Annotated in this window: 20 protein-coding genes; 14 read left to right on the plus strand and 6 right to left on the minus strand. The window is 66.7% G+C overall.

The genetic code is table 11. From position 1 onward, the window contains the following. Nucleotides 1-100: 100 nt before the first annotated feature. Nucleotides 101-1,099: a 2-hydroxyacid dehydrogenase gene (locus AC3WJD_RS12220; protein WP_492746923.1), complete on the minus strand. Its 999-nt coding sequence runs from the start codon at nt 1,097-1,099 to the stop codon at nt 101-103. A gap of 108 nt (nt 1,100-1,207) precedes the next feature. Here AC3WJD_RS12220 and AC3WJD_RS12225 point away from each other — a divergent pair, with 108 nt between their 5' ends. Next, nucleotides 1,208-1,690: an SH3 domain-containing protein gene (locus AC3WJD_RS12225; protein WP_492746924.1), complete on the plus strand. Its 483-nt coding sequence runs from the start codon at nt 1,208-1,210 to the stop codon at nt 1,688-1,690. Nucleotides 1,691-1,781: 91 nt separating this feature from the next. On the opposite strand, the gene AC3WJD_RS12230 is transcribed toward AC3WJD_RS12225, so the two are convergent. Beyond that, nucleotides 1,782-2,636 (minus strand): hypothetical protein, encoded by an 855-nt coding sequence (locus tag AC3WJD_RS12230; RefSeq protein ID WP_492746925.1) that lies wholly within the window; start codon nt 2,634-2,636, stop codon nt 1,782-1,784. A 95-nt stretch (nt 2,637-2,731) separates the two neighbouring features. After that, the gene (locus AC3WJD_RS12235) at nt 2,732-4,003 is read right to left on the minus strand and encodes a S8 family serine peptidase (protein WP_492746926.1); all 1,272 of its coding nucleotides are present in this window, start codon (nt 4,001-4,003) and stop codon (nt 2,732-2,734) included. Nucleotides 4,004-4,067: 64 nt separating this feature from the next. Between AC3WJD_RS12235 and AC3WJD_RS12240 the strand changes: the two genes are divergently transcribed. From AC3WJD_RS12240 to AC3WJD_RS12250, 3 genes are all read left to right on the plus strand, one after another. Continuing rightward, nucleotides 4,068-4,613 (plus strand): RNA polymerase sigma factor, encoded by a 546-nt coding sequence (locus AC3WJD_RS12240; protein WP_492746927.1) that lies wholly within the window; start codon nt 4,068-4,070, stop codon nt 4,611-4,613. Then, nucleotides 4,610-5,299 carry an anti-sigma factor family protein gene (locus tag AC3WJD_RS12245; protein ID WP_492746928.1) on the plus strand — a complete coding sequence of 230 codons (690 nt, stop codon included), beginning with the start codon at nt 4,610-4,612 and terminating at the stop codon, nt 5,297-5,299. Before AC3WJD_RS12240 ends, AC3WJD_RS12245 begins: the two co-directional genes overlap by 4 nt. A gap of 157 nt (nt 5,300-5,456) precedes the next feature. Further along, nucleotides 5,457-5,747, plus strand: coding sequence for an endonuclease domain-containing protein (locus AC3WJD_RS12250; RefSeq protein WP_492746929.1), 291 nt, complete (start codon nt 5,457-5,459; stop codon nt 5,745-5,747). A gap of 101 nt (nt 5,748-5,848) precedes the next feature. On the opposite strand, the gene AC3WJD_RS12255 is transcribed toward AC3WJD_RS12250, so the two are convergent. Both AC3WJD_RS12255 and AC3WJD_RS12260 read right to left on the minus strand, forming a co-directional pair. Beyond that, nucleotides 5,849-7,036 carry an acetyl-CoA C-acyltransferase gene (locus AC3WJD_RS12255; RefSeq protein ID WP_492746930.1) on the minus strand — a complete coding sequence of 396 codons (1,188 nt, stop codon included), beginning with the start codon at nt 7,034-7,036 and terminating at the stop codon, nt 5,849-5,851. Between the two features lie 45 nt (nt 7,037-7,081). Next, entirely contained in the window at nt 7,082-7,996 is a 915-nt protein-coding gene (locus tag AC3WJD_RS12260; RefSeq protein ID WP_492746931.1) for a LysR family transcriptional regulator, read from the minus strand. Between the two features lie 108 nt (nt 7,997-8,104). Here AC3WJD_RS12260 and AC3WJD_RS12265 point away from each other — a divergent pair, with 108 nt between their 5' ends. From AC3WJD_RS12265 to AC3WJD_RS12285, 5 genes are all read left to right on the plus strand, one after another. Further along, a complete protein-coding gene (locus AC3WJD_RS12265; RefSeq protein ID WP_492746933.1) occupies nt 8,105-9,259 on the plus strand; it encodes an isovaleryl-CoA dehydrogenase in 1,155 nt (384 codons plus the stop codon). Continuing rightward, nucleotides 9,256-9,657 carry a VOC family protein gene (locus AC3WJD_RS12270; protein WP_492746934.1) on the plus strand — a complete coding sequence of 134 codons (402 nt, stop codon included), beginning with the start codon at nt 9,256-9,258 and terminating at the stop codon, nt 9,655-9,657. The genes AC3WJD_RS12265 and AC3WJD_RS12270 overlap by 4 nt, the downstream gene beginning before the upstream one ends. A gap of 118 nt (nt 9,658-9,775) precedes the next feature. Beyond that, nucleotides 9,776-10,024 (plus strand): hypothetical protein, encoded by a 249-nt coding sequence (locus tag AC3WJD_RS12275; RefSeq protein WP_492746935.1) that lies wholly within the window; start codon nt 9,776-9,778, stop codon nt 10,022-10,024. 226 nt (nt 10,025-10,250) lie between these two features. Then, nucleotides 10,251-11,852 (plus strand): carboxyl transferase domain-containing protein, encoded by a 1,602-nt coding sequence (locus tag AC3WJD_RS12280; protein ID WP_492746936.1) that lies wholly within the window; start codon nt 10,251-10,253, stop codon nt 11,850-11,852. A gap of 10 nt (nt 11,853-11,862) precedes the next feature. Next, complete coding sequence (locus AC3WJD_RS12285; protein WP_492746938.1) at nt 11,863-12,333, plus strand: nuclear transport factor 2 family protein; 471 nt, start codon at nt 11,863-11,865, stop codon at nt 12,331-12,333. Nucleotides 12,334-12,349: 16 nt separating this feature from the next. Here AC3WJD_RS12285 and AC3WJD_RS12290 read toward each other — a convergent pair whose 3' ends face one another. After that, complete coding sequence (locus AC3WJD_RS12290) at nt 12,350-12,760, minus strand: endonuclease domain-containing protein (RefSeq protein ID WP_492746939.1); 411 nt, start codon at nt 12,758-12,760, stop codon at nt 12,350-12,352. Between the two features lie 74 nt (nt 12,761-12,834). On the opposite strand from AC3WJD_RS12290, the gene AC3WJD_RS12295 reads away from it, so the two are divergent. The 5 genes from AC3WJD_RS12295 to AC3WJD_RS12315 all read left to right on the plus strand — a co-directional run. Then, a complete protein-coding gene (locus AC3WJD_RS12295; RefSeq protein ID WP_492746940.1) occupies nt 12,835-14,790 on the plus strand; it encodes an acetyl/propionyl/methylcrotonyl-CoA carboxylase subunit alpha in 1,956 nt (651 codons plus the stop codon). 169 nt (nt 14,791-14,959) lie between these two features. Then, complete coding sequence (locus AC3WJD_RS12300; protein WP_492746941.1) at nt 14,960-15,742, plus strand: SDR family oxidoreductase; 783 nt, start codon at nt 14,960-14,962, stop codon at nt 15,740-15,742. Continuing rightward, nucleotides 15,742-16,194 (plus strand): MaoC family dehydratase, encoded by a 453-nt coding sequence (locus AC3WJD_RS12305; RefSeq protein WP_492746942.1) that lies wholly within the window; start codon nt 15,742-15,744, stop codon nt 16,192-16,194. The genes AC3WJD_RS12300 and AC3WJD_RS12305 overlap by 1 nt, the downstream gene beginning before the upstream one ends. Beyond that, nucleotides 16,191-17,057: an HpcH/HpaI aldolase/citrate lyase family protein gene (locus AC3WJD_RS12310; protein WP_492746943.1), complete on the plus strand. Its 867-nt coding sequence runs from the start codon at nt 16,191-16,193 to the stop codon at nt 17,055-17,057. The genes AC3WJD_RS12305 and AC3WJD_RS12310 overlap by 4 nt, the downstream gene beginning before the upstream one ends. Before the next feature lie 141 nt (nt 17,058-17,198). Next, nucleotides 17,199-17,736 (plus strand): prepilin peptidase (locus AC3WJD_RS12315; RefSeq protein WP_492746944.1); only part of this gene is annotated, 538 nt, incomplete at its 3' end.

Raw genomic sequence — 17,736 nt, forward strand, 5'->3', positions numbered from 1 at the left:
CCGGGCTTGACCCGGAGCCCATGTCCGAAGCGATGGTGCGCCTGCCGGCATGGGCTCCTGCTTGCGCAGGAGCACTGATGAGGATGTGTCTCGCGTTGCGCTAAACCCAGCCCTCGAGCACTTGATCGGGGGGGCGATGGCCGTCGGCCCACATGCGGATATTGGCGATCACCTTGGCGCCCGTATCCTCGCGCGCCTCGATCGTGGCGGAGGCCATGTGCGGCAGCAGCACGACATTGTCGAGCGTGCGCAGGCGCGGGTCGATCGCGGGCTCGTGCGCGAACACGTCGAGCCCCGCCCCCATGATGCGGCCCTGCTCAAGCGCGTCGATCAGCGCGCCTTCCTCGATCAGCTCGCCGCGGGCGATGTTGATGAGGTACGCGTCGCGTCGCATCAGCGCGATTCGCCGCGCATTCAGCAGGTGATGCGTCTCTTCATTGTGCGGGCAGTTCAGGGAGACGAAATCGACCTCCCCCAGCATCGTGTCGAGATCGGGGGAGAAGGTCGCGTCCACCGCACGCTCGACGACATCAGGCAGGCGGTGGCGGTTGTGATAGCGGATCGAGAGGCCAAAGCCGCGCGCCCTGAGCGCGATCGCCTGGCCGATCCGTCCCATGCCGACGATGCCCAGCGTCTTGCCGTGGATGCGGTGGCCAAGCATCGCGGTCGGGCGCCAGCCCGTCCACTCGCCCGAGCGCATCCGCCGCTCACCCTCGGCGACGCGGCGCGGGATCGAGAGCAGCAGCGCCATCGCCATGTCGGCGGCGTCCTGGGTCAGCACGCCCGGCGTGTTGGTGACGATGATGCCCCCGGCGCGCGCGGCCTTCAGGTCGATATGGTCCACGCCATTGCCGAAATTGGCGATCAGCTTGAGCTGCGGTCCCGCCGCCGCGATCAACGTCGCGTCGATCTGGTCGGTGAGCGTGGGGACGAGCACGTCGCAGTCCGAAACTGCCGCCAGCAGCGCGGCGCGGTCCATCGTCGCATCGGCCGGCGCGAGCACGGTGTCGAAGAGTTCGCTCATCCGCGCCTCGATGACGGCGGGCAGCCGGTGGGTGACGACCACCTTGGGATTGTGCGGACGATCGGCGTCGGTCATGGGAACTGCGCTAGGCTGCGCCGGGCGGGTGCGTCAAGCCGCAGCAGCGCCTTGAAGCCGCGCTGCGCATTTGCGAGAAGGACGGTGATGATTGCGAAGGGGGGAAGTGTGCGTTTGGGCAAGCCGCTGGCGGCCACGATGGCCGTTGTGATGCTGTTGTCTTCTGCCGGCGACGCGGTCGCGCAGAAGAAGCCGCCTTACTGGGCGTCGATTTCGGCGGGCAAGGCGCGCACGCGCACCGGGCCGGGCCGGCAGTTTCCCGCAATGTGGCTCTACCAGCGCGCGCATCTGCCCGTGAAGGTGATCGAGACGTTCCCCAACTGGCGCAAGGTGCAGGACCCCGACGGCGCAACGGGCTGGATGCAGGCCAATTTGCTGAGCGAGGACCGCACCGCGATCATCCGCGGCGAAATCCGTCCGCTCCGGGCGAAGCCCGATGTCGGCGCGTCGGTCAGCTGGCGTGCCGAACCCGGCGTGGTCGGCGCGATCACCGATTGCGCTGATGGCTGGTGCCGTTTCGAGGTCGAGGGCAAGGCTGGCTATGTCGAAACCAGCCATATCTGGGGCGCCGAGGATCTGGGCGGGGAATAGCCGGAATATGGAAACGCATGCCGGCCTCGCGACCGACATGCGCTTCCCCCTTTGGACCTTTTTTTGCGGGGGTCAGGCCCTTGGGTAAGGATCAGCGCCGGTCGTTGCGATCGGGCTTTTCCGTGGACCGCTGCGACGATGCGCTGGCGGGCGCCTCATCCTGCCGCTTGGCTTCGGACTTGAGTTCGCCCTTCGACATGGCGGAGAGGAGCGCATCGCCCGAGGCGCTGAAATTGCCCGCGGGGACCAGTGCGGTCCTGTCGCCGACCGTGACGAGCACCGACTGGATCGTGCCGCTCGCGGTCGTGCGGACGCTTTCGACCGTGCCGATCGCACGCCCGCGCGCATCCTCGATCGCCATGCCCGGCTGGACCGCGAAACTGCCTGCGGCGTTCGCCGCCGCCGAGCCCGCCGCGGCGAGCTGGCCGAGGCTGCCCTGCGCCATGCCCTGCGCGCTGCCCGCGGCGCTGCCGCCCGCGCTGACCGCCGAATTGGCCGCACCGTCAATGGTACCGCGCGCCGAACCCGCGACGCCCTGCGCGGTGCCCACCGTCTGGCCGGCGGTGCCGCGCACGAAATCGGTGCCGACCGCCTGTGCGGCGACGCCGCCCTCGGCCGCGCCCGAACCACTGCCCGAGCCACTGCCCGACAGCGTCTGGCCAAGCACATCGCCCGACGCCGAACCCGAGCCGTCCGCATTGCCGCTGCCGCGCGCCTTTGCCGAAGCCTTGCCCGAGCGGCGATCGATATTGCGTTCGGCCGAGGCGTCGCCGCCCGCGCGGCCTGCGCCCGAAAGGCCACCGGTCACGCCGCCGATTGTTCCGCCGACCTGACCACCCAAGCCGCCCAGGCCGCCAGCTCCGCCACCGCCGCCAAGCAGCTGCGCCGAGGCGGGCGCGGCGAGAACGAGCGCGAGCGTCGCGCTTGTCGCAAACAGGATTTTCATCGTTCATCTCCTCGTTGAACCCGGAGCGCCGCGATGCGCTCTCAATCGGCTAACGAGGGGGCGTTCCGGTTTAATCCCGGGATGCGCGAAATTTTTCAATGATTGGCGCAATCGCCGCAGACAAGGCCGTATCCGTAGAGCTTGTCGGGCCCTTTCTTGCCGAGATCGCGCGCCTCGCGCGTCAGCCGCTGGAGCGCCAGCGGCCGCAGCGCCGGACCGACCGCCGGATAATGCGCGAAGAGCCGCCCCGCGACGAGCGGCGCGGCGTAGGAGGTGCCGCGCACCTTCGCGCTGCCGCCCACGGCTGCTGCGCGCATGTCGGCGCCCGGCGCGGCATAGTCCAGATGCGCACTGCGCCCCGCCTCGACCAGCGCGCGCTCGCGCGCGTCGACCCCCGTGACCGCGATGACTCCAGCATAGGAGGCGGGGTAGGCGGGCGGTGCGGCGGGCCCGTCATTGCCGACCGCGGCAACGATCACCAGCCCCCTGTTCTGTGCAGCGCCGACGGCGCGGGCGAGCAGCGGATTGGCGGGGCCGACCAGGCTCATCGTCACCACGCTGGTGCGCCGGCTCACCATCCAGCCGAGCGCGCGCGCGATCGCGGTGGCGCTGCCGCCTGCGGGATCGTCGCCATAGACATCCGCGACGAGCAGCGGCTTGCCCGGCGCCGCGCCACGGATGGCGCCATTGCCTGTCAGCAGCGATGCCACCGCGGTCCCGTGCGCGCTGGGCGCGGGGGCGCCTTTCGCAAAGCCGCGTTGTTCGACGCCGCCGGTCAATGCGGCATGCCGCGCGACGCCGCCGTCGATCAGCCCCAAGGCAGGGCCGCTTACGCTACCCGATTGCGCGAGCGCGCCACCCGCCGCACCTGCGCCGCCGCCGCTCGTGAAATAGAGATGGTCGGCGCCCAGCTCGACCCCGGGGAGCAGCGTGCGCAGCCGCTTGAGCGCGGATCCGAGACGCTGCCCGTCGGGCGCGCGGAAGCGGACAAGGCTCAGGTCGAGTCCTTCGATCGTCTCGCGCCCGATCACCGCGAAGCCCCCCTGCTGGGCGCGCGCGACGTCTGCGGCGCTTGCCCCGGTCGCCACCAGCACGCCGCGTACCGCGGGGTTTCTCGCGTCATCGAACTCGATCGTATCGCGATTGCCGCGCACCAGCGCCTCGAGCCTTTCGACCCGCTCGGTGACAAGGCGCCGCGCGGCTTCGGCGGGGCGCAGCGCAGTGACCGGCTCGACCGGCAGCGTATCGGTGACGCGGTCGATCACGCCACCCGGCGCGGGAAGGCCGGGCAGCGCGACTTGCGCGACGACCGCGACGGGCAACATGCCGAGCGCCGTCAGCAATATCGTCCTCGAAACGCGTTTCATGTCCGCTGCCTAAACCTTTCCATCGGCGATTGAAATTTTCCGCATTTTTTTCATCATGCACGGGATGAAACGCCCGGGGCCACCCGTTTCATCCGCATGGAGCCAAAAAGGCAATGGTGTGACGGCATTCGAACGTGACCTTCTGGCACTGCTGCCGCGGCTGCGGCGCTTTGCGCTGTCGCTGTCGCGCAGCGCTGCCGATGGCGACGATCTGTGTCAGGCCGCGCTCGAGCGGGCGCTCAACGCGCGCGGCCAGTGGCAGGCGGGGACGAGACTGGATAGCTGGATGTACCGGATCATGCGCAACCTCTGGATCGACGAAGCGCGCGCACGGGCGCGGCGCGACAGGACCTTCGCACCCGAGGAAGAGGGGCTGAATGTGGGCGACGCCGGCGACCGGCAGATCGAGGCCGCGGTCGAGCTGGGCGATGTCGGGCGCGCCATGGACCGGCTGCCGCCCGAACAGCGCGAGGCGATCGCGCTCGTGCTCGTCGAAGGCCTTGCCTATAAGGAGGCCGCGGAAATTCTGGACATTCCGATGGGCACGCTCACCTCGCGGCTCGTGCGCGGTCGGGCGGCGCTGATGGCCGAGCTTGGAGAGGCGGCATGACGATCGATCCCGAAATGCTGATGGCCTATGCCGATGGCGAGCTCGACGACCTGACCGCGAAGCGCGTCGAACGCGCGATCGCCGAGGATCCGGCGCTTGCGCAGCAGGTGGAGGCACACCGCGCGCTGCGCGCGCGGGTCGCGGGGCATTTCGCGCCCGTCGCCGATGAACCCGTCCCCGACCGGCTGAAGGCCTTGCTCGAAGGCAATGTCGTCGCGCTCGACGATGCGCGCGGGGTGAAGCGCACCTGGTCGCCTTCGCGCGGCAGCATTGCCGCGATGGCCGCGACGCTCGTGATCGGTCTGTTGCTGGGGCAGGGGATCGATCTCAATCCGTCGCCTGTCGCCAGTCGCAACGGCGCGCTCGTCGCTCAAGCGGGGCTCGAGACGGCGCTCGACACCCAGCTCGCTTCCACCCAGCCGACTGATGCCCAAACGCGGATCGGTCTCACCTTCCGCGACAAGGCGGGGGCGGTGTGCCGGACCTTCGAAGGCGCCGCGCTCGCGGGCATCGCCTGCCGCGCGGGCGATGACTGGCAGCTCAGGCAGGTGATGAGCGGCGCGGTGAGTACCGACTATCGCCAGGCAGGCAGCGCCGAAACCCTCGCCGCCGCCGAGCCCATGATCGCCCAAGGCCCCTTCGACGCCGACGCCGAGCGCGCGGCGCTTGAGGGCGGGTGGAGGTAGCGTACCGACTGGTTTCGACCGGATTGCGCTCGTTTCCTTTGAGCCCTCTCCCGCCCTTGCGGGAGAGGGTTGGGTGAGGGTCTTATTTCTTTTACTCTCATCCACATGGGGCCCGTAAGACGACAGATCAGCCCGTATGCTGCGCGCCTGAGGCGACATGACCGACGTTGAACGCAAATTATGGTTGGCGGTTCGTGATCGTCGGCTCGACGGTTTCAAGTTTCGTCGACAGGCCACCATCGGTCCGTTCGTCGTCGATTTTCTGTGTGTCGAGGCGCGGTTGATCGTCGAGCTTGATGGCGGGCAGCACAATGCCGCCGTTGATGCGAAGCGCACCGCCTATCTCGAGGCGCGAGGCTATCGCATGCTTCGCTTCTGGAACACCGAGGTGATCGAGAGCTTTGACGGGGTCCTTGAGATGATCGTCCGCGCGTTGGATTGCGATTGAATCCAAGAAGAAGAAGACCCTCACCCAACCCTCTCCCGCAAAGGCGGGAGAGGGCTTCTGGAGCAGCGCGATCATGCGTCTGTCCTCAGGGGTATTTCAGCTCAATCCACCAGCTCGAGCGCCACCGCGGTCGCTTCGCCGCCGCCGATGCAAAGCGATGCCAGGCCCTTCTTGCCGCCGCGGTTCTGGAGCGCTGCGATCAGCGTCGCCATGATGCGCGCGCCCGAGGCGCCGATCGGGTGGCCGAGCGCGGTGGCGCCGCCGTTCACATTGACCTTGTCGTGCGGGATGTCGAGGTCGCGCATCGCGATCATCGTCACGCTGGCGAACGCCTCGTTGACCTCGAACAGGTCGACATCGCCCACGCTCCAGCCCGCCTTGTCGAGCGCCTTCCGGATCGCGCTGACCGGCGCGGTGGTGAACTTGGCGGGCTCATGCGCGTGCGCCGCGGTCGCGACGATGCGCGCGACGGGCTTGAGGCCCAGCTTGTCGGCAACGCTCTGGCGCGTCATCACCAGCGCCGCGGCGCCGTCGGAGATCGAGGCCGAGGTCGCGGCGGTGATCGTGCCGTCCTTGGCGAAGGCGGGCTTCAGCGTCGGGATCTTCTCCGCATTGCCCTTGGGGGGCTGCTCGTCAAGCGTCACCGTCTCGACGCCCTTGCGCGTGGTGACCTCGACGGGAACGATCTCGCGGTCGAACGCGCCGGTCTTCTGCGCTTCCTGCGCGCGGCTGAGTGAGGCGATCGAATAATCGTCCTGCGCGGCGCGCGTGAACTGGTATTCGCCCGCGGTTTCCTCGGCGAAGCTGCCCATCGCGCGGCCCGGTTCATAGGCGTCTTCGAGCCCGTCGAGGAACATGTGGTCCATCACGCGGTCGTGCCCCATGCGCGCGCCGCCGCGGTGTTTCTGGAGCAGGTAAGGGGCGTTGGTCATGCTCTCCATGCCGCCCGCGACGATGAGGTCGGCGGAACCGGCGGCCAGCGTGTCGGCGGCCATGATAGCGGCCTGCATGCCCGAACCGCACATCTTGTTAACCGTGGTCGCCTCGACCGACTTGGGCAGGCCCGCCTTGAGCGCGGCTTGGCGCGCGGGCGCTTGGCCGAGGCCCGCGGGCAGCACGCAGCCCATATAGATGCGCTCGACCTTGTCGCCGTCGACGCCCGCGCGTTCGATCGCGGCCTTCACCACGGTCGCGCCGAGGTCGGTCGCGCTGGCGCCGGCAAGGCTGCCCTGGAAGCTCCCCATCGGGGTGCGGGCATAGGAAACGATAACGACGGGATCGGTGGTCATGGCAACAGGGTCCTCACGCAGGTTGTTCCATTGGATGCAGGCGATCTAGGGTGCGCTCTGCCGCAGCGCAACATGACCGCGTTGTCCGTCCGTCCGGAAAGCGTGCGCCGCCGTCCGGATCGCGCCGACAAGCGCGGCATCCGCGCCGTAATGCGCTTCCCAGTCGGGCGCGAACAGCAGGCCGATCTCGCGCGTCATGTCGAATCCGGACAGGCGCGGCATCGCAACGCCGGGCGCCTGCAACGACTCGGGGGCGACCGTGATGCCCAATCCCGCGCGCACCATCGCCATCACCTTGTCGTCGTTCGCGGAGCGCAGGCTGAAGGGCGGACGCACACCGCGCTCGGTGAAGAATCGGCTCGTGTCGGGCAGCACCTCACACGAACGCCTGGCGATCATCGTCTCGCCCGCAACCTCCTCCGCCGCTACGCTCTCGCGGAATGCAAATGCATGGCGGTCGGGGAGGGCGAGGCGATACCCTTCGCTGAACAGCGTTTCGCGCGGGAATCGCGTTTCGCCCGGACGAAGGAGCGTCAGCGCAAGGTCGATCTGCCCCCCGGCAAGCCCAGCCGTCAGCTCGCGCTCCCCGCCCTCCACGATTTCGAGGGGCTCGGCGCCTTGATAATTGGCGATCGCCGTTTCGAGCAGCGCCGTCGGCGCGGTGGCGAGCACGCCGAGGCGGATCGGCCTGAGCGGCGCGGACACCCCCGTCACGCTCTGTTCGGCGAGCACGAACTCGCGCTCGATCGTACGCGCATGGCCGAGCAGCCGGTTGCCCGCCTCGGTCAGCTGGACGCGGCGGTTGGACCGTGTGAACAGTTTCGCGCCCAGCCGCTTCTCGAGTTCGGATATCCCTGCCGACAGCGTCGGCTGCGACACGTTGATCCGGCTGGCGGCGCGCGTGAAATTGCCCGTCTCGACCACGGCGAGGAACTGGCGCAGATGGGTGCGGTTGATCATAGGATGATCCTATTATGATTGCATTGAACTTTCAATTTTTCCGATAGTGCGCACGGGGCTATGAAGGCCGCAAAGGCTTCGATAGCCTTCCCTCAGGAGAGTTCAGCCATGATCGCAACCCCCGAATTCGATTTCGCGCTCGGCGAGAATGCCGACATGATCCGCGAGACCACGCGCCGCTTCGCGGAGGAGCGCATCATGCCGCTCGCCGCGAAGATCGATGCCGATGACTGGTTCCCGCAGGAACTCTGGCCCGAAATGGGCGCGCTCGGCCTCCACGGCATCACCGTCGACGAGGAGGATGGCGGGCTTGGCCTCGGCTACCTCGAACATGTCATCGCGGTGGAGGAAGTCAGCCGCGCCTCGGCCTCGATCGGGCTCAGCTACGGCGCGCACTCCAATCTCTGCGTCAATCAGATCCGCCGCTGGGCTTCCACTGAGCAGAAGGCGAAATATCTGCCCAAGCTGATCTCGGGCGAACATGTCGGCTCGCTCGCCATGTCCGAGGCGGGTGCGGGCTCCGACGTCGTCGGCATGAAGCTCAAGGCCGACGCGGTGCAGGGCGGCTATGTCCTCAACGGCACCAAGTTCTGGATCACCAACGCGGCCTATGCCGACACACTCGTCGTCTATGCCAAGACGGGCGAGGGGTCGAAGGGCATCACCGCCTTCCTGATCGAAAAGGACATGCCCGGATTCTCGATCGGGCAGAAGATCGACAAGATGGGGATGCGCGGCAGCCCCACCGCCGAACTTGTCTTCGACGACTGCTTCGTTCCCGAAGAGAATGTCATGGGGCCGATGAACGGCGGCGTCGGCGTCTTGATGTCAGGCCTCGACTATGAGCGCGCGGTGCTCTCGGGCGTCCAGCTCGGCATCATGCAGGCGTGCCTCGACGTCGTCATCCCCTATGTCCGCGAGCGCAAGCAGTTCGGCAAGGCGATTGGCAGCTTCCAGCTCATGCAGGCCAAGGTCGCCGACATGTATGTCGCGCTCAACTCGTCGCGCGCCTATGTCTACGCGGTCGCCAGGGCCTGTGATGCGGGCAAGACCTCGCGCTTCGACGCCGCTGGCGCGATCCTGCTCGCCTCCGAGAACGCCGTGAAGGCAGGGCTCGAGGCGATCCAGGCGCTGGGCGGCGCGGGCTACACCAAGGACTGGCCCGTCGAGCGCTTCCTGCGCGACGCCAAGCTGCTCGACATCGGCGCGGGCACCAACGAGGTCCGCCGCATGCTGATCGGCCGCGAACTGATCGGCGCGTGACCACCCGCGCGCCAGCGCTGACCGGCTTCGACCACATCGTGCTGTGCGTCGCCGACGTCGCGGCAACGCGCGCCTTCTACGAGCGCGTGCTCGGCATGGAATCGCGCGAGGAGCGGCCGGGCAAATGGTCGCTCCATTTCGGACCGCACAAGATCAGCCTGCAGGACGCGCGCACCGCACCCTCGATCGCGCGCGACACCGTGCCCGGCAGCGGTAATTTCTGCGTGCTGACCGAAACCCCCGTGGCCGAACTCGTCGCGCATCTCGAGGCGCTGGGCATCGCGATTGTCGACGGACCCGTCGAGCGGGCAGGGGCCACCGGCCCGATCTGGTCGGTCTATTTCCACGATCCCGACGGCAATCTCGTCGAGGTCAGCAACCCGATGGGCGCCGCATGAAAAGCCCCTTCACCGTCATGCTGAACTTGATTCAGCATCCATTACCGCTTGCGTGTCCGATCTTGGCACGATCGTGTTCATGGATCCCGTATCAAGTCCGGGATGACGGAGGGCGCGCATGAACGGCCCCGTCGAATGGTTCGCCTCGATCGTGGGCATGATCGCCGCGCTGATGATCGCCTGGGACCATAGCCGCCGCATCACGGGCTGGGGCTTCGTCCTCTTCGCCTTCGCGTCGATCGCATGGATCATATCGGGCGTCGTCAACGGCACCACGCCGCTTGCGGTGCAGAACATCGTCCTGCTCGCGATCAACCTGTTCGGCGTCTATCGCTACCTCATCCGCAAGAAGGAAGTTGAGGCATGAGTACTTATAACGAACCCCTCCCTTTCAAGGGAGGGGAGTGGCGGGTCGGATTGCTCCCAGCAATCCGAGATCGTGCCGGGGGCACGATCGACCCGACGCTGGGTGGGTGCGATCGCCGTCAGGCGATCGCCTACGACGCCGCCGCGTCGGCGAGCATCGTCGCTCGCGACATGTGTCGTTCGCTACCCACCCCAAACCCCTCCCTTGAAAGGGAGGGGCTTTCACGATGAGCGCCCCCGTTCTCGACACCAAAATCTCGACCGAAAGCGAGGCGTTCCGCGCCAATGCCGCGCATAACAAGGCGCTGGTCGACACGCTCTACGAGGACGTCGCCAAGGCCGCGCTCGGCGGCAGCGAGGCGGCGCGCCACAAGCACACCGCGCGCGGCAAACTCCTCCCCCGCGACCGCGTCGAACGCCTGCTCGATCCCGGCTCGCCGCTGCTCGAGATCGGCCAGCTTGCCGCCTGCGACATGTATCATGGCGAGGTGCCCGGCGCGGGCATGATCGCCGCGATCGGCCGCGTCTCGGGGCGCCAGTGCATGATCGTCGCCAATGACGCGACGGTGAAGGGCGGCACCTATTACCCGATGACGGTCAAGAAGCATCTCCGCGCGCAGGAGATCGCCGAGGCCAACAACCTGCCGTGCATCTACCTCGTGGACTCCGGTGGCGCCAACCTGCCGCACCAGGCCGAAGTCTTCCCCGATCGCGACCATTTCGGCCGCATCTTCTTCAATCAGGCCAATATGTCGGCCAAGGGCATCCCGCAGATCGCCTGCGTCATGGGCAGCTGCACCGCGGGCGGCGCCTATGTGCCCGCGATGTCCGACGAGACCGTGATCGTCCGCAATCAGGGCACGATCTTCCTCGCCGGCCCGCCGCTGGTGAAGGCCGCGACGGGCGAGGTGATCTCGGCCGAGGATCTGGGTGGCGGCGATCTTCACGGCCGCAAGTCGGGCGTCGTCGATCACGTCGCCGAAAATGACGAACATGCGCTGACCATCGTCCGCGACATCGTCTCGACGCTGAACCATCCGCACGATCCCGGGGTGAAACGCGTCGAACCGCGCGCGCCCAGATACGACCCGCACGAACTCTACGGCGTCATCCCGCAGGATGTCCGCGCGCCCTATGACGTGCGCGAGGTGATCGCGCGCATCGTCGACGGCAGCGAGTTCCACGAGTTCAAGGCGCTCTACGGCACCACGCTCGTCTGCGGCTTCGCGCATATCTGGGGCATGCCCGTCGCGATCCTCGCCAATAACGGCGTGCTGTTCAGCGAAAGCGCGGTCAAGGGCGCGCATTTCATCGAGCTCGCCTGCCAGCGCCGCGTGCCCTTGCTGTTCCTCCAGAACATCTCGGGCTTCATGGTCGGCGGCAAGTATGAGGCGGAAGGCATCGCCAAGCACGGCGCCAAGCTCGTCACCGCGGTCGCCACCGCCACCGTCCCCAAGATCACCGTGCTGATCGGCGGCAGCTTCGGCGCCGGAAACTACGGCATGTGCGGCCGCGCCTATTCGCCCCGTTTCCTCTTCACCTGGCCCAACAGCCGCATCTCGGTGATGGGCGGCGAACAGGCCGCCTCGGTGCTCGCCACGGTCCACCGCGACGCCGAGAAATGGACGCCCGAGGAAGCCGAAGCCTTCAAGGCCCCGATCCGCCAGCGCTATGAGGACGAAGGCAATCCCTGGCACGCCACCGCGCGCCTCTGGGACGACGGCATCATCGACCCCGCGCAGACCCGCGACGTCCTCGGCCTCGCCTTCGCCGCGACGCTGGAGGCACCCATTCCCGAGCGCCCCGCGTTCGGCGTGTTCCGCATGTAATGGAGTATTGATGAGCGTCCTTCTCGCCCTGCTGCTTGCCGCCCAGTCGGAAAAGCTTCCTCCCGCCAATCCCATCCCGTTCGACCAGAGCGACGAGGCCGCGGTGATGGTGCCGGTCAACGCCATCTTCGCCGGCCTCGCCGCGCATGACGGGCAGGCCATCCTCGCCCAGGTGCGTGCCGAGGGCGCCGCCACCGTCGCGATCGAGAAGCCCGATGGCGGGCGCACGATCCGCCGCATGAGCTGGACCGACTTTGCGGGCGGGATCAAGCCCGGGCCGCAAAAGCACGAGGAGCGGATGACCAACCCCGCGATCGACATCGACGGCGACATCGCGATGGTCTGGGGCCGCTATGTGTTCCTCGCCGACGGCAAGGCGCACCACTGCGGCGTCAACCATTTCGACCTGCTGCGCGAAAACGGCCAGTGGAAGGTGCTCAACGTCACCTGGTCCCAGCGCACGACGGGCTGCGGGGAATAGCGTGATGGCGCGCGCCCTACAAATCCTCCCCGATACGGGGAGGGGGACCACCCGAAGGGTGGTGGAGGGGCTGCGCCAAAGCCTCGCATTCCGCCACAATGAGCGAGATCACCGCATTCATGTCCTTGAGCACTACGCGCGCAGGAATGCGAACCGTTCGATAGTCTTGCGTCATCAACCATTGGTCTCGTGCAATATCCCGATCAGGCGCGCCGGTTCTGCTGTGGGCATCTCCATCAATCTCGATCGCAAGCCGCGCTTCAACGCACGCAAAGTCGAGAATGAAAGGTCCGGCCGGATGCTGCCTTCGAAACTTGAAGCCACCCGGCCGTCGTCGCAGCTCGCGCCACAGCAGAACCTCAGGCAAGCTCATCGTTCGCCGCAGCTTTCGCGCTTTCGCGATCGTCGCCCCCGGTCCCGTCAGCATCCTGCCAGCCCCTCCACCGTGCTTCGCACGGTCCCCCTCCCCGTGCCGGGGAGGATTTTGCACGGTGACGCATCATGATCAAATCCCTCCTCATCGCCAATCGCGGCGAAATCGCCTGCCGCATCATCCGGACGGCGCGCGCCATGGGCATTCGCACCATCGCGGTCTATTCGGACGCCGACGCGAAGGCGCTCCACGTCCGTCAGGCCGACGAGGCCGTCCATATCGGCCCGTCGCCCGCGCGCGAAAGCTATCTGGTCGGTGAGAAGATCATCGCCGCGGCGAAGGCCACGGGCGCCGAGGCGATCCACCCCGGCTACGGCTTCCTTTCGGAGAATGCGGGATTCGCACAAGCCGTGATCGATGCCGGCCTCATCTGGGTCGGCCCCAAACCCTCCAGCATCACCGCGATGGGCCTCAAGGACGCCGCCAAGAAGCTGATGCAGGATGCGGGCGTCCCCACCACGCCCGGCTATCTCGGCGAAAATCAGGATCCCGATCTCCTGAAGTTCGAAGCCGACGCGATCGGCTATCCCGTCCTCATCAAGGCGGTCGCGGGCGGCGGCGGCAAGGGCATGCGCCGCGTCGATGCGGCGGCGGACTTCGCCGACGCGCTGCTCTCCTGCAAGCGCGAGGCCGCATCCTCCTTCGGCGACGATCGCGTGCTGATCGAGAAATACATCCTTAGTCCACGCCACATCGAAGTGCAGGTCTTCGGCGACACCCACGGCAACATCGTCCACCTCTTCGAGCGTGACTGCTCGCTCCAGCGCCGCCACCAGAAGGTGATCGAGGAAGCCCCCGCGCCCGGCATGGACGAGGCGACGCGCGAAGCGATCTGCGCCGCCGCGGTCCGCGCCGCGAAAGCCGTGGACTATGTCGGCGCGGGCACCATCGAGTTCATCGCCGATGCCTCGGAGGGTCTCCGCGCCGACCGCATCTGGTTCATGGAAATGAACACGCGCCTCCAGGTCGAGCATCCCGTGACCGAAGAGATCACCGGGCAGGACCTCGTCGAATGGCAGCTCCGTGTCGCCTCGGGCGAGCCGCTGCCGAAGAAGCAGAGCGAACTCAGCATCAACGGCTGGGCGATGGAGGCGCGGCTTTATGCGGAGGATCCATCAAACGAGTTTCTGCCCTCGATTGGCAAGCTTCAGATATTGCCGTTCAATTTCTCTGACGGCTGGCCCCCGGCGGAGGACATTCGCATTGATACCGGCGTCGTCGAAGGATCGGAGGTCAGTCCCTTTTATGACCCGATGATCGCAAAGATTATCTGTCGAGCCTCAACGCGAGATTTGGCGATCGACGGTCTGGCCCAGGCCCTCGACGATATGTCGATATGGCCAGTTCGTACCAATGCTAGCTTTGTCGCCAAGGCGCTGCGCTCCGAACAGTTCCAGGAAGGCACAATCGACACTGGCCTAATCGCAAGAGCCGGTGAGACGTGGACCACGCGTGATCCGGTTTCTCCCGCCCTGCTCCAGAAGGCGGGAGCTATTCTTGCCGGGTATGGCTCCGCATGGCTGACGGCCGAGACACAGCCGAAGTCGCCAACGGTCAACCCGGAGTTCGGCTGGCGCCTCAATGCGCCTGCCAACCAGAATATTGTCCTGAGCGTAAACGCTGAGCGTGTTGAGCTCGATGTAGCGGACGAGCAGCCAACTTATCGCGAAGTGGGAGATTCCCTTTTCACTGGTTCGATGCGAAGTGTGGATGGATCAGAATTGATCCTGACCGAGCGAGGTTCATCGACGTCTGTATCTCTGTATCGGCCCCGAGGAATGACCGGCGGCACCGCAGCCGACGGCGCCATCCTCTCCCCCATGCCCGGCCGCATCATCGCGGTCGATGTCGCGGCTGGCGCCAGCGTTGCCAAGGGCCAGAAGCTCGTCACCTTGGAGGCGATGAAGATGGAACACAGCCTCGTCGCGCCTTTTGACGGCGTCGTCGCCGAACTCAATGCCGAGGCGGGCGGGCAGGTGTCCGAGGGCACGTTGCTGGTGCGGATCGATCAGGCCGGAGACTGATAGCCGAACTACCCCGGCGGAGCGTGCCGGGTTACAAGATGTGCAGCGGGCCTGTCCTACAGGGGGCCGCCGGTGTATGGTGCGTAAGTTACTGATTGATATGGTTTTTCTGTTTTACTGATTTGCTCACATGCGTGAGCTTTGCGAAGATCGGACAGGAGAGGCAGCCATGACGATGCCGGTATTCGACTTCTCGGGAAAGAATGTCTTCGTCTTCGGGGGCACCAGCGGAATCAATCTCGGCATCGCGCACGCCTTTGCGCGTGCCGGGGCGAAGCTGGCGGTGGCCAGCCGCAACCCGGAAAAGGTCGAGGCCGCGCGCGCGGCACTGTCGCACACGCATGACGCGCTCGGCTATGCGCTCGATGTCCGCGAGTTCGACGCGGTTCAGGCCGCGATCGACGATCACAAGGCGAAGCGCGGGCAGATCGATGTGCTGATCTCGGGCGCGGCTGGCAATTTTCCGGCGGCCGCCGCTGCACTCAGCCCCAACGGCTTCAAGGCAGTGATCGACATCGATTGTGTCGGCACCTTCCACGTCATGCGTGCGGCTTATGGCGCACTCGTCAAGCCGGGCGCGGCGGTCATCAACATCTCGGCGCCGCAGGCGTTCATCCCGATGGCATTTCAGGCGCATGTCTGCGCCGCCAAGGCGGGGGTCGACATGATCACCAAGACGCTCGCGATCGAGTGGGGGCCGGAGGGCGTGCGCGTCAATTCGGTCTCACCCGGCCCCATCGAGGGCACCGAGGGAATGGAGCGGCTCGCGCCCACCCCCGAGGCGAAGAAGCGTTCGGCGGAGTCGGTGCCCCTCAAGCGCATGGGCACCGTCGACGATGTCGCTGATGTATGCCTGTTCCTGGCCTCGGATGCGGCGCGCTATGTTTCGGGTGTGGTTATCCCTGCCGACGGCGGCTGGACCGCGGGCAGGGGCTTTGGAGGATTGGGTTGATGGCGGGGAAGTTTTTCGACGAGTGGTGCGTAGGCGACGTCATCAAACACGATCTGCGCCGCACGGTCACCGAGACCGACAACCTGTTTTTCTCGACGATGACGCACAATCCGCAGCCGCTGCACCTCGATGTCGAGGCCGCGAAGGCGAGCGAGTTCGGCCAGATCCTCGTCAACGGCACCTTCACCTTCTCGCTGATGGTCGGCCTATCGGTGGGGGACACAACGCTCGGCACGCTCGTCGCCAATCTGGGCTATGACAAGGTCGTGATGCCCAAGCCCGTCTTCATCGGCGACACGCTGCGCGCCGAGACCGAGATCATGGAATTGCGCGGCAGCCGCTCACGTCCCGATGCGGGCATCGTCACCTTCCGTCATTCGATGATCAACCAGCGCGACGAGGAGGTCTGTTCGTGCCTCCGCATGGCGCTGCTTAAGACGAAGCCCGCATGAAGCTCCGCTCGCTCCTGTTCGTCCCGGGCGATCGTCCCGATCGCATGGAAAAGGCGGCTGCAAGCGGCGCCGACGCATTGATCCTCGATCTCGAGGATGCGGTGGCGTTGACGCAAAAGGACGCGGCGCGCGAGAGCGTTCGTGCCTTCCTCGAAAACACCGCTCGCCCTGACGGGCGCGCTGTGCCGCTCTTCGTCCGTGTCAATCCGCTCGACAGCGGCATGACCGATGACGACTTGGCAGCGGTGCTGCCCGGCAAGCCCGATGGCGTCGTACTTCCCAAGGCGGAGGGACGAGAGTCGCTCAAGGCGCTCGACTCCAAGCTCGACTGGGCGCGGACGAAGGATGTGGTGATCCTTCCCATCGCGACCGAAACGCCCGCGGCGATGTTCCAGCTTGGCACCTATGGCGGCGTCACCAACCGGCTGATCGGGCTGACCTGGGGCGCCGAAGACCTCCCCGCCGCGATCGGCGCCACCGCCGCGCGCGAGGCCGATGGCCGCTATACCGCGCCGATCGAAATGGCGCGTTCGCTCGCGCTTTTCGGTGCGCATGCCGCGGGTGTGCAGGCGATCGAGACGGTCTATCCCGCGTTCAAGGACCTGGACGGCCTTGCTGCCTATGCAGCACGCGGTCGGCGCGACGGCTTCACCGGCATGATGGCAATCCACCCGAGCCAGGTGCCGGTCATCAACGCAGCCTTCACGCCGAGCGAGGCCGAAATCGGGCACGCGCGTGCGATCGTCGCCGCCTTTGCGGCCAACCCTGATGCGGGCGCGCTCTCGCTCGACGGCAAGATGATCGACCGCCCGCATTTGAAACAGGCCGAACGGATTTTGGCGCTTGCCGGCGACCTTGGTTAAGGCTGATGCGGGTGCTTCCACGCCGCCATGCTGAACTCGATTCAGCATCCATGCACGCGATGGTGCCGATCTTGATCCGGCAGTGTTCATGGACCCTGAATCAAGTTCAGGGTGACCTCATGGGCGGTGGGTAACGATCGCGTGAGCCTTCACCTTTCTCTCCCGCTCGCCGGCGCCATGCTCGGCGCGATCTTCGGCAGCTTCATCGCCAACCTCGTTGTCCGCTGGCCGCGCGGCGAGTCGGTGATCGGCGGGCGCTCGCGTTGCGAGGCGTGCGGCAAGGCGCTGGGGACGGCCGAGCTGGTGCCGATCCTCAGCCACCTGATCCAGCGTGGCCGCTGCCGCGCATGCGGCGCCGCGATCGACCGCCGGCATCTCGCGATCGAGATCGGCGCGGCGCTGATCGGGGCGAGCGCGCTGCTTGCCTCGCCCGACCTGCCGGGCATCACCGGCGCGGTCTTCGGCTGGTTCCTGCTCGCGCTCGCCGCGCTGGATGCGGAACATTTCTGGCTGCCCGACCGGCTGACATTGCCGTTGGGCGCGCTGGGCCTCGTCGCGGGAGCCGTCGGGCTCGGCATCCCGCTCACAGACCGGCTGATCGGCGCTGCAGCGGGCTTTGGCGCGCTTGCGCTGATCGCGATCGCCTATCGCGCGCTGCGGGGGAGGGAAGGATTGGGGT

The sequence above is a fragment of the Sphingobium sp. FW306-1B-F04DB genome, from assembly GCF_058781925.1.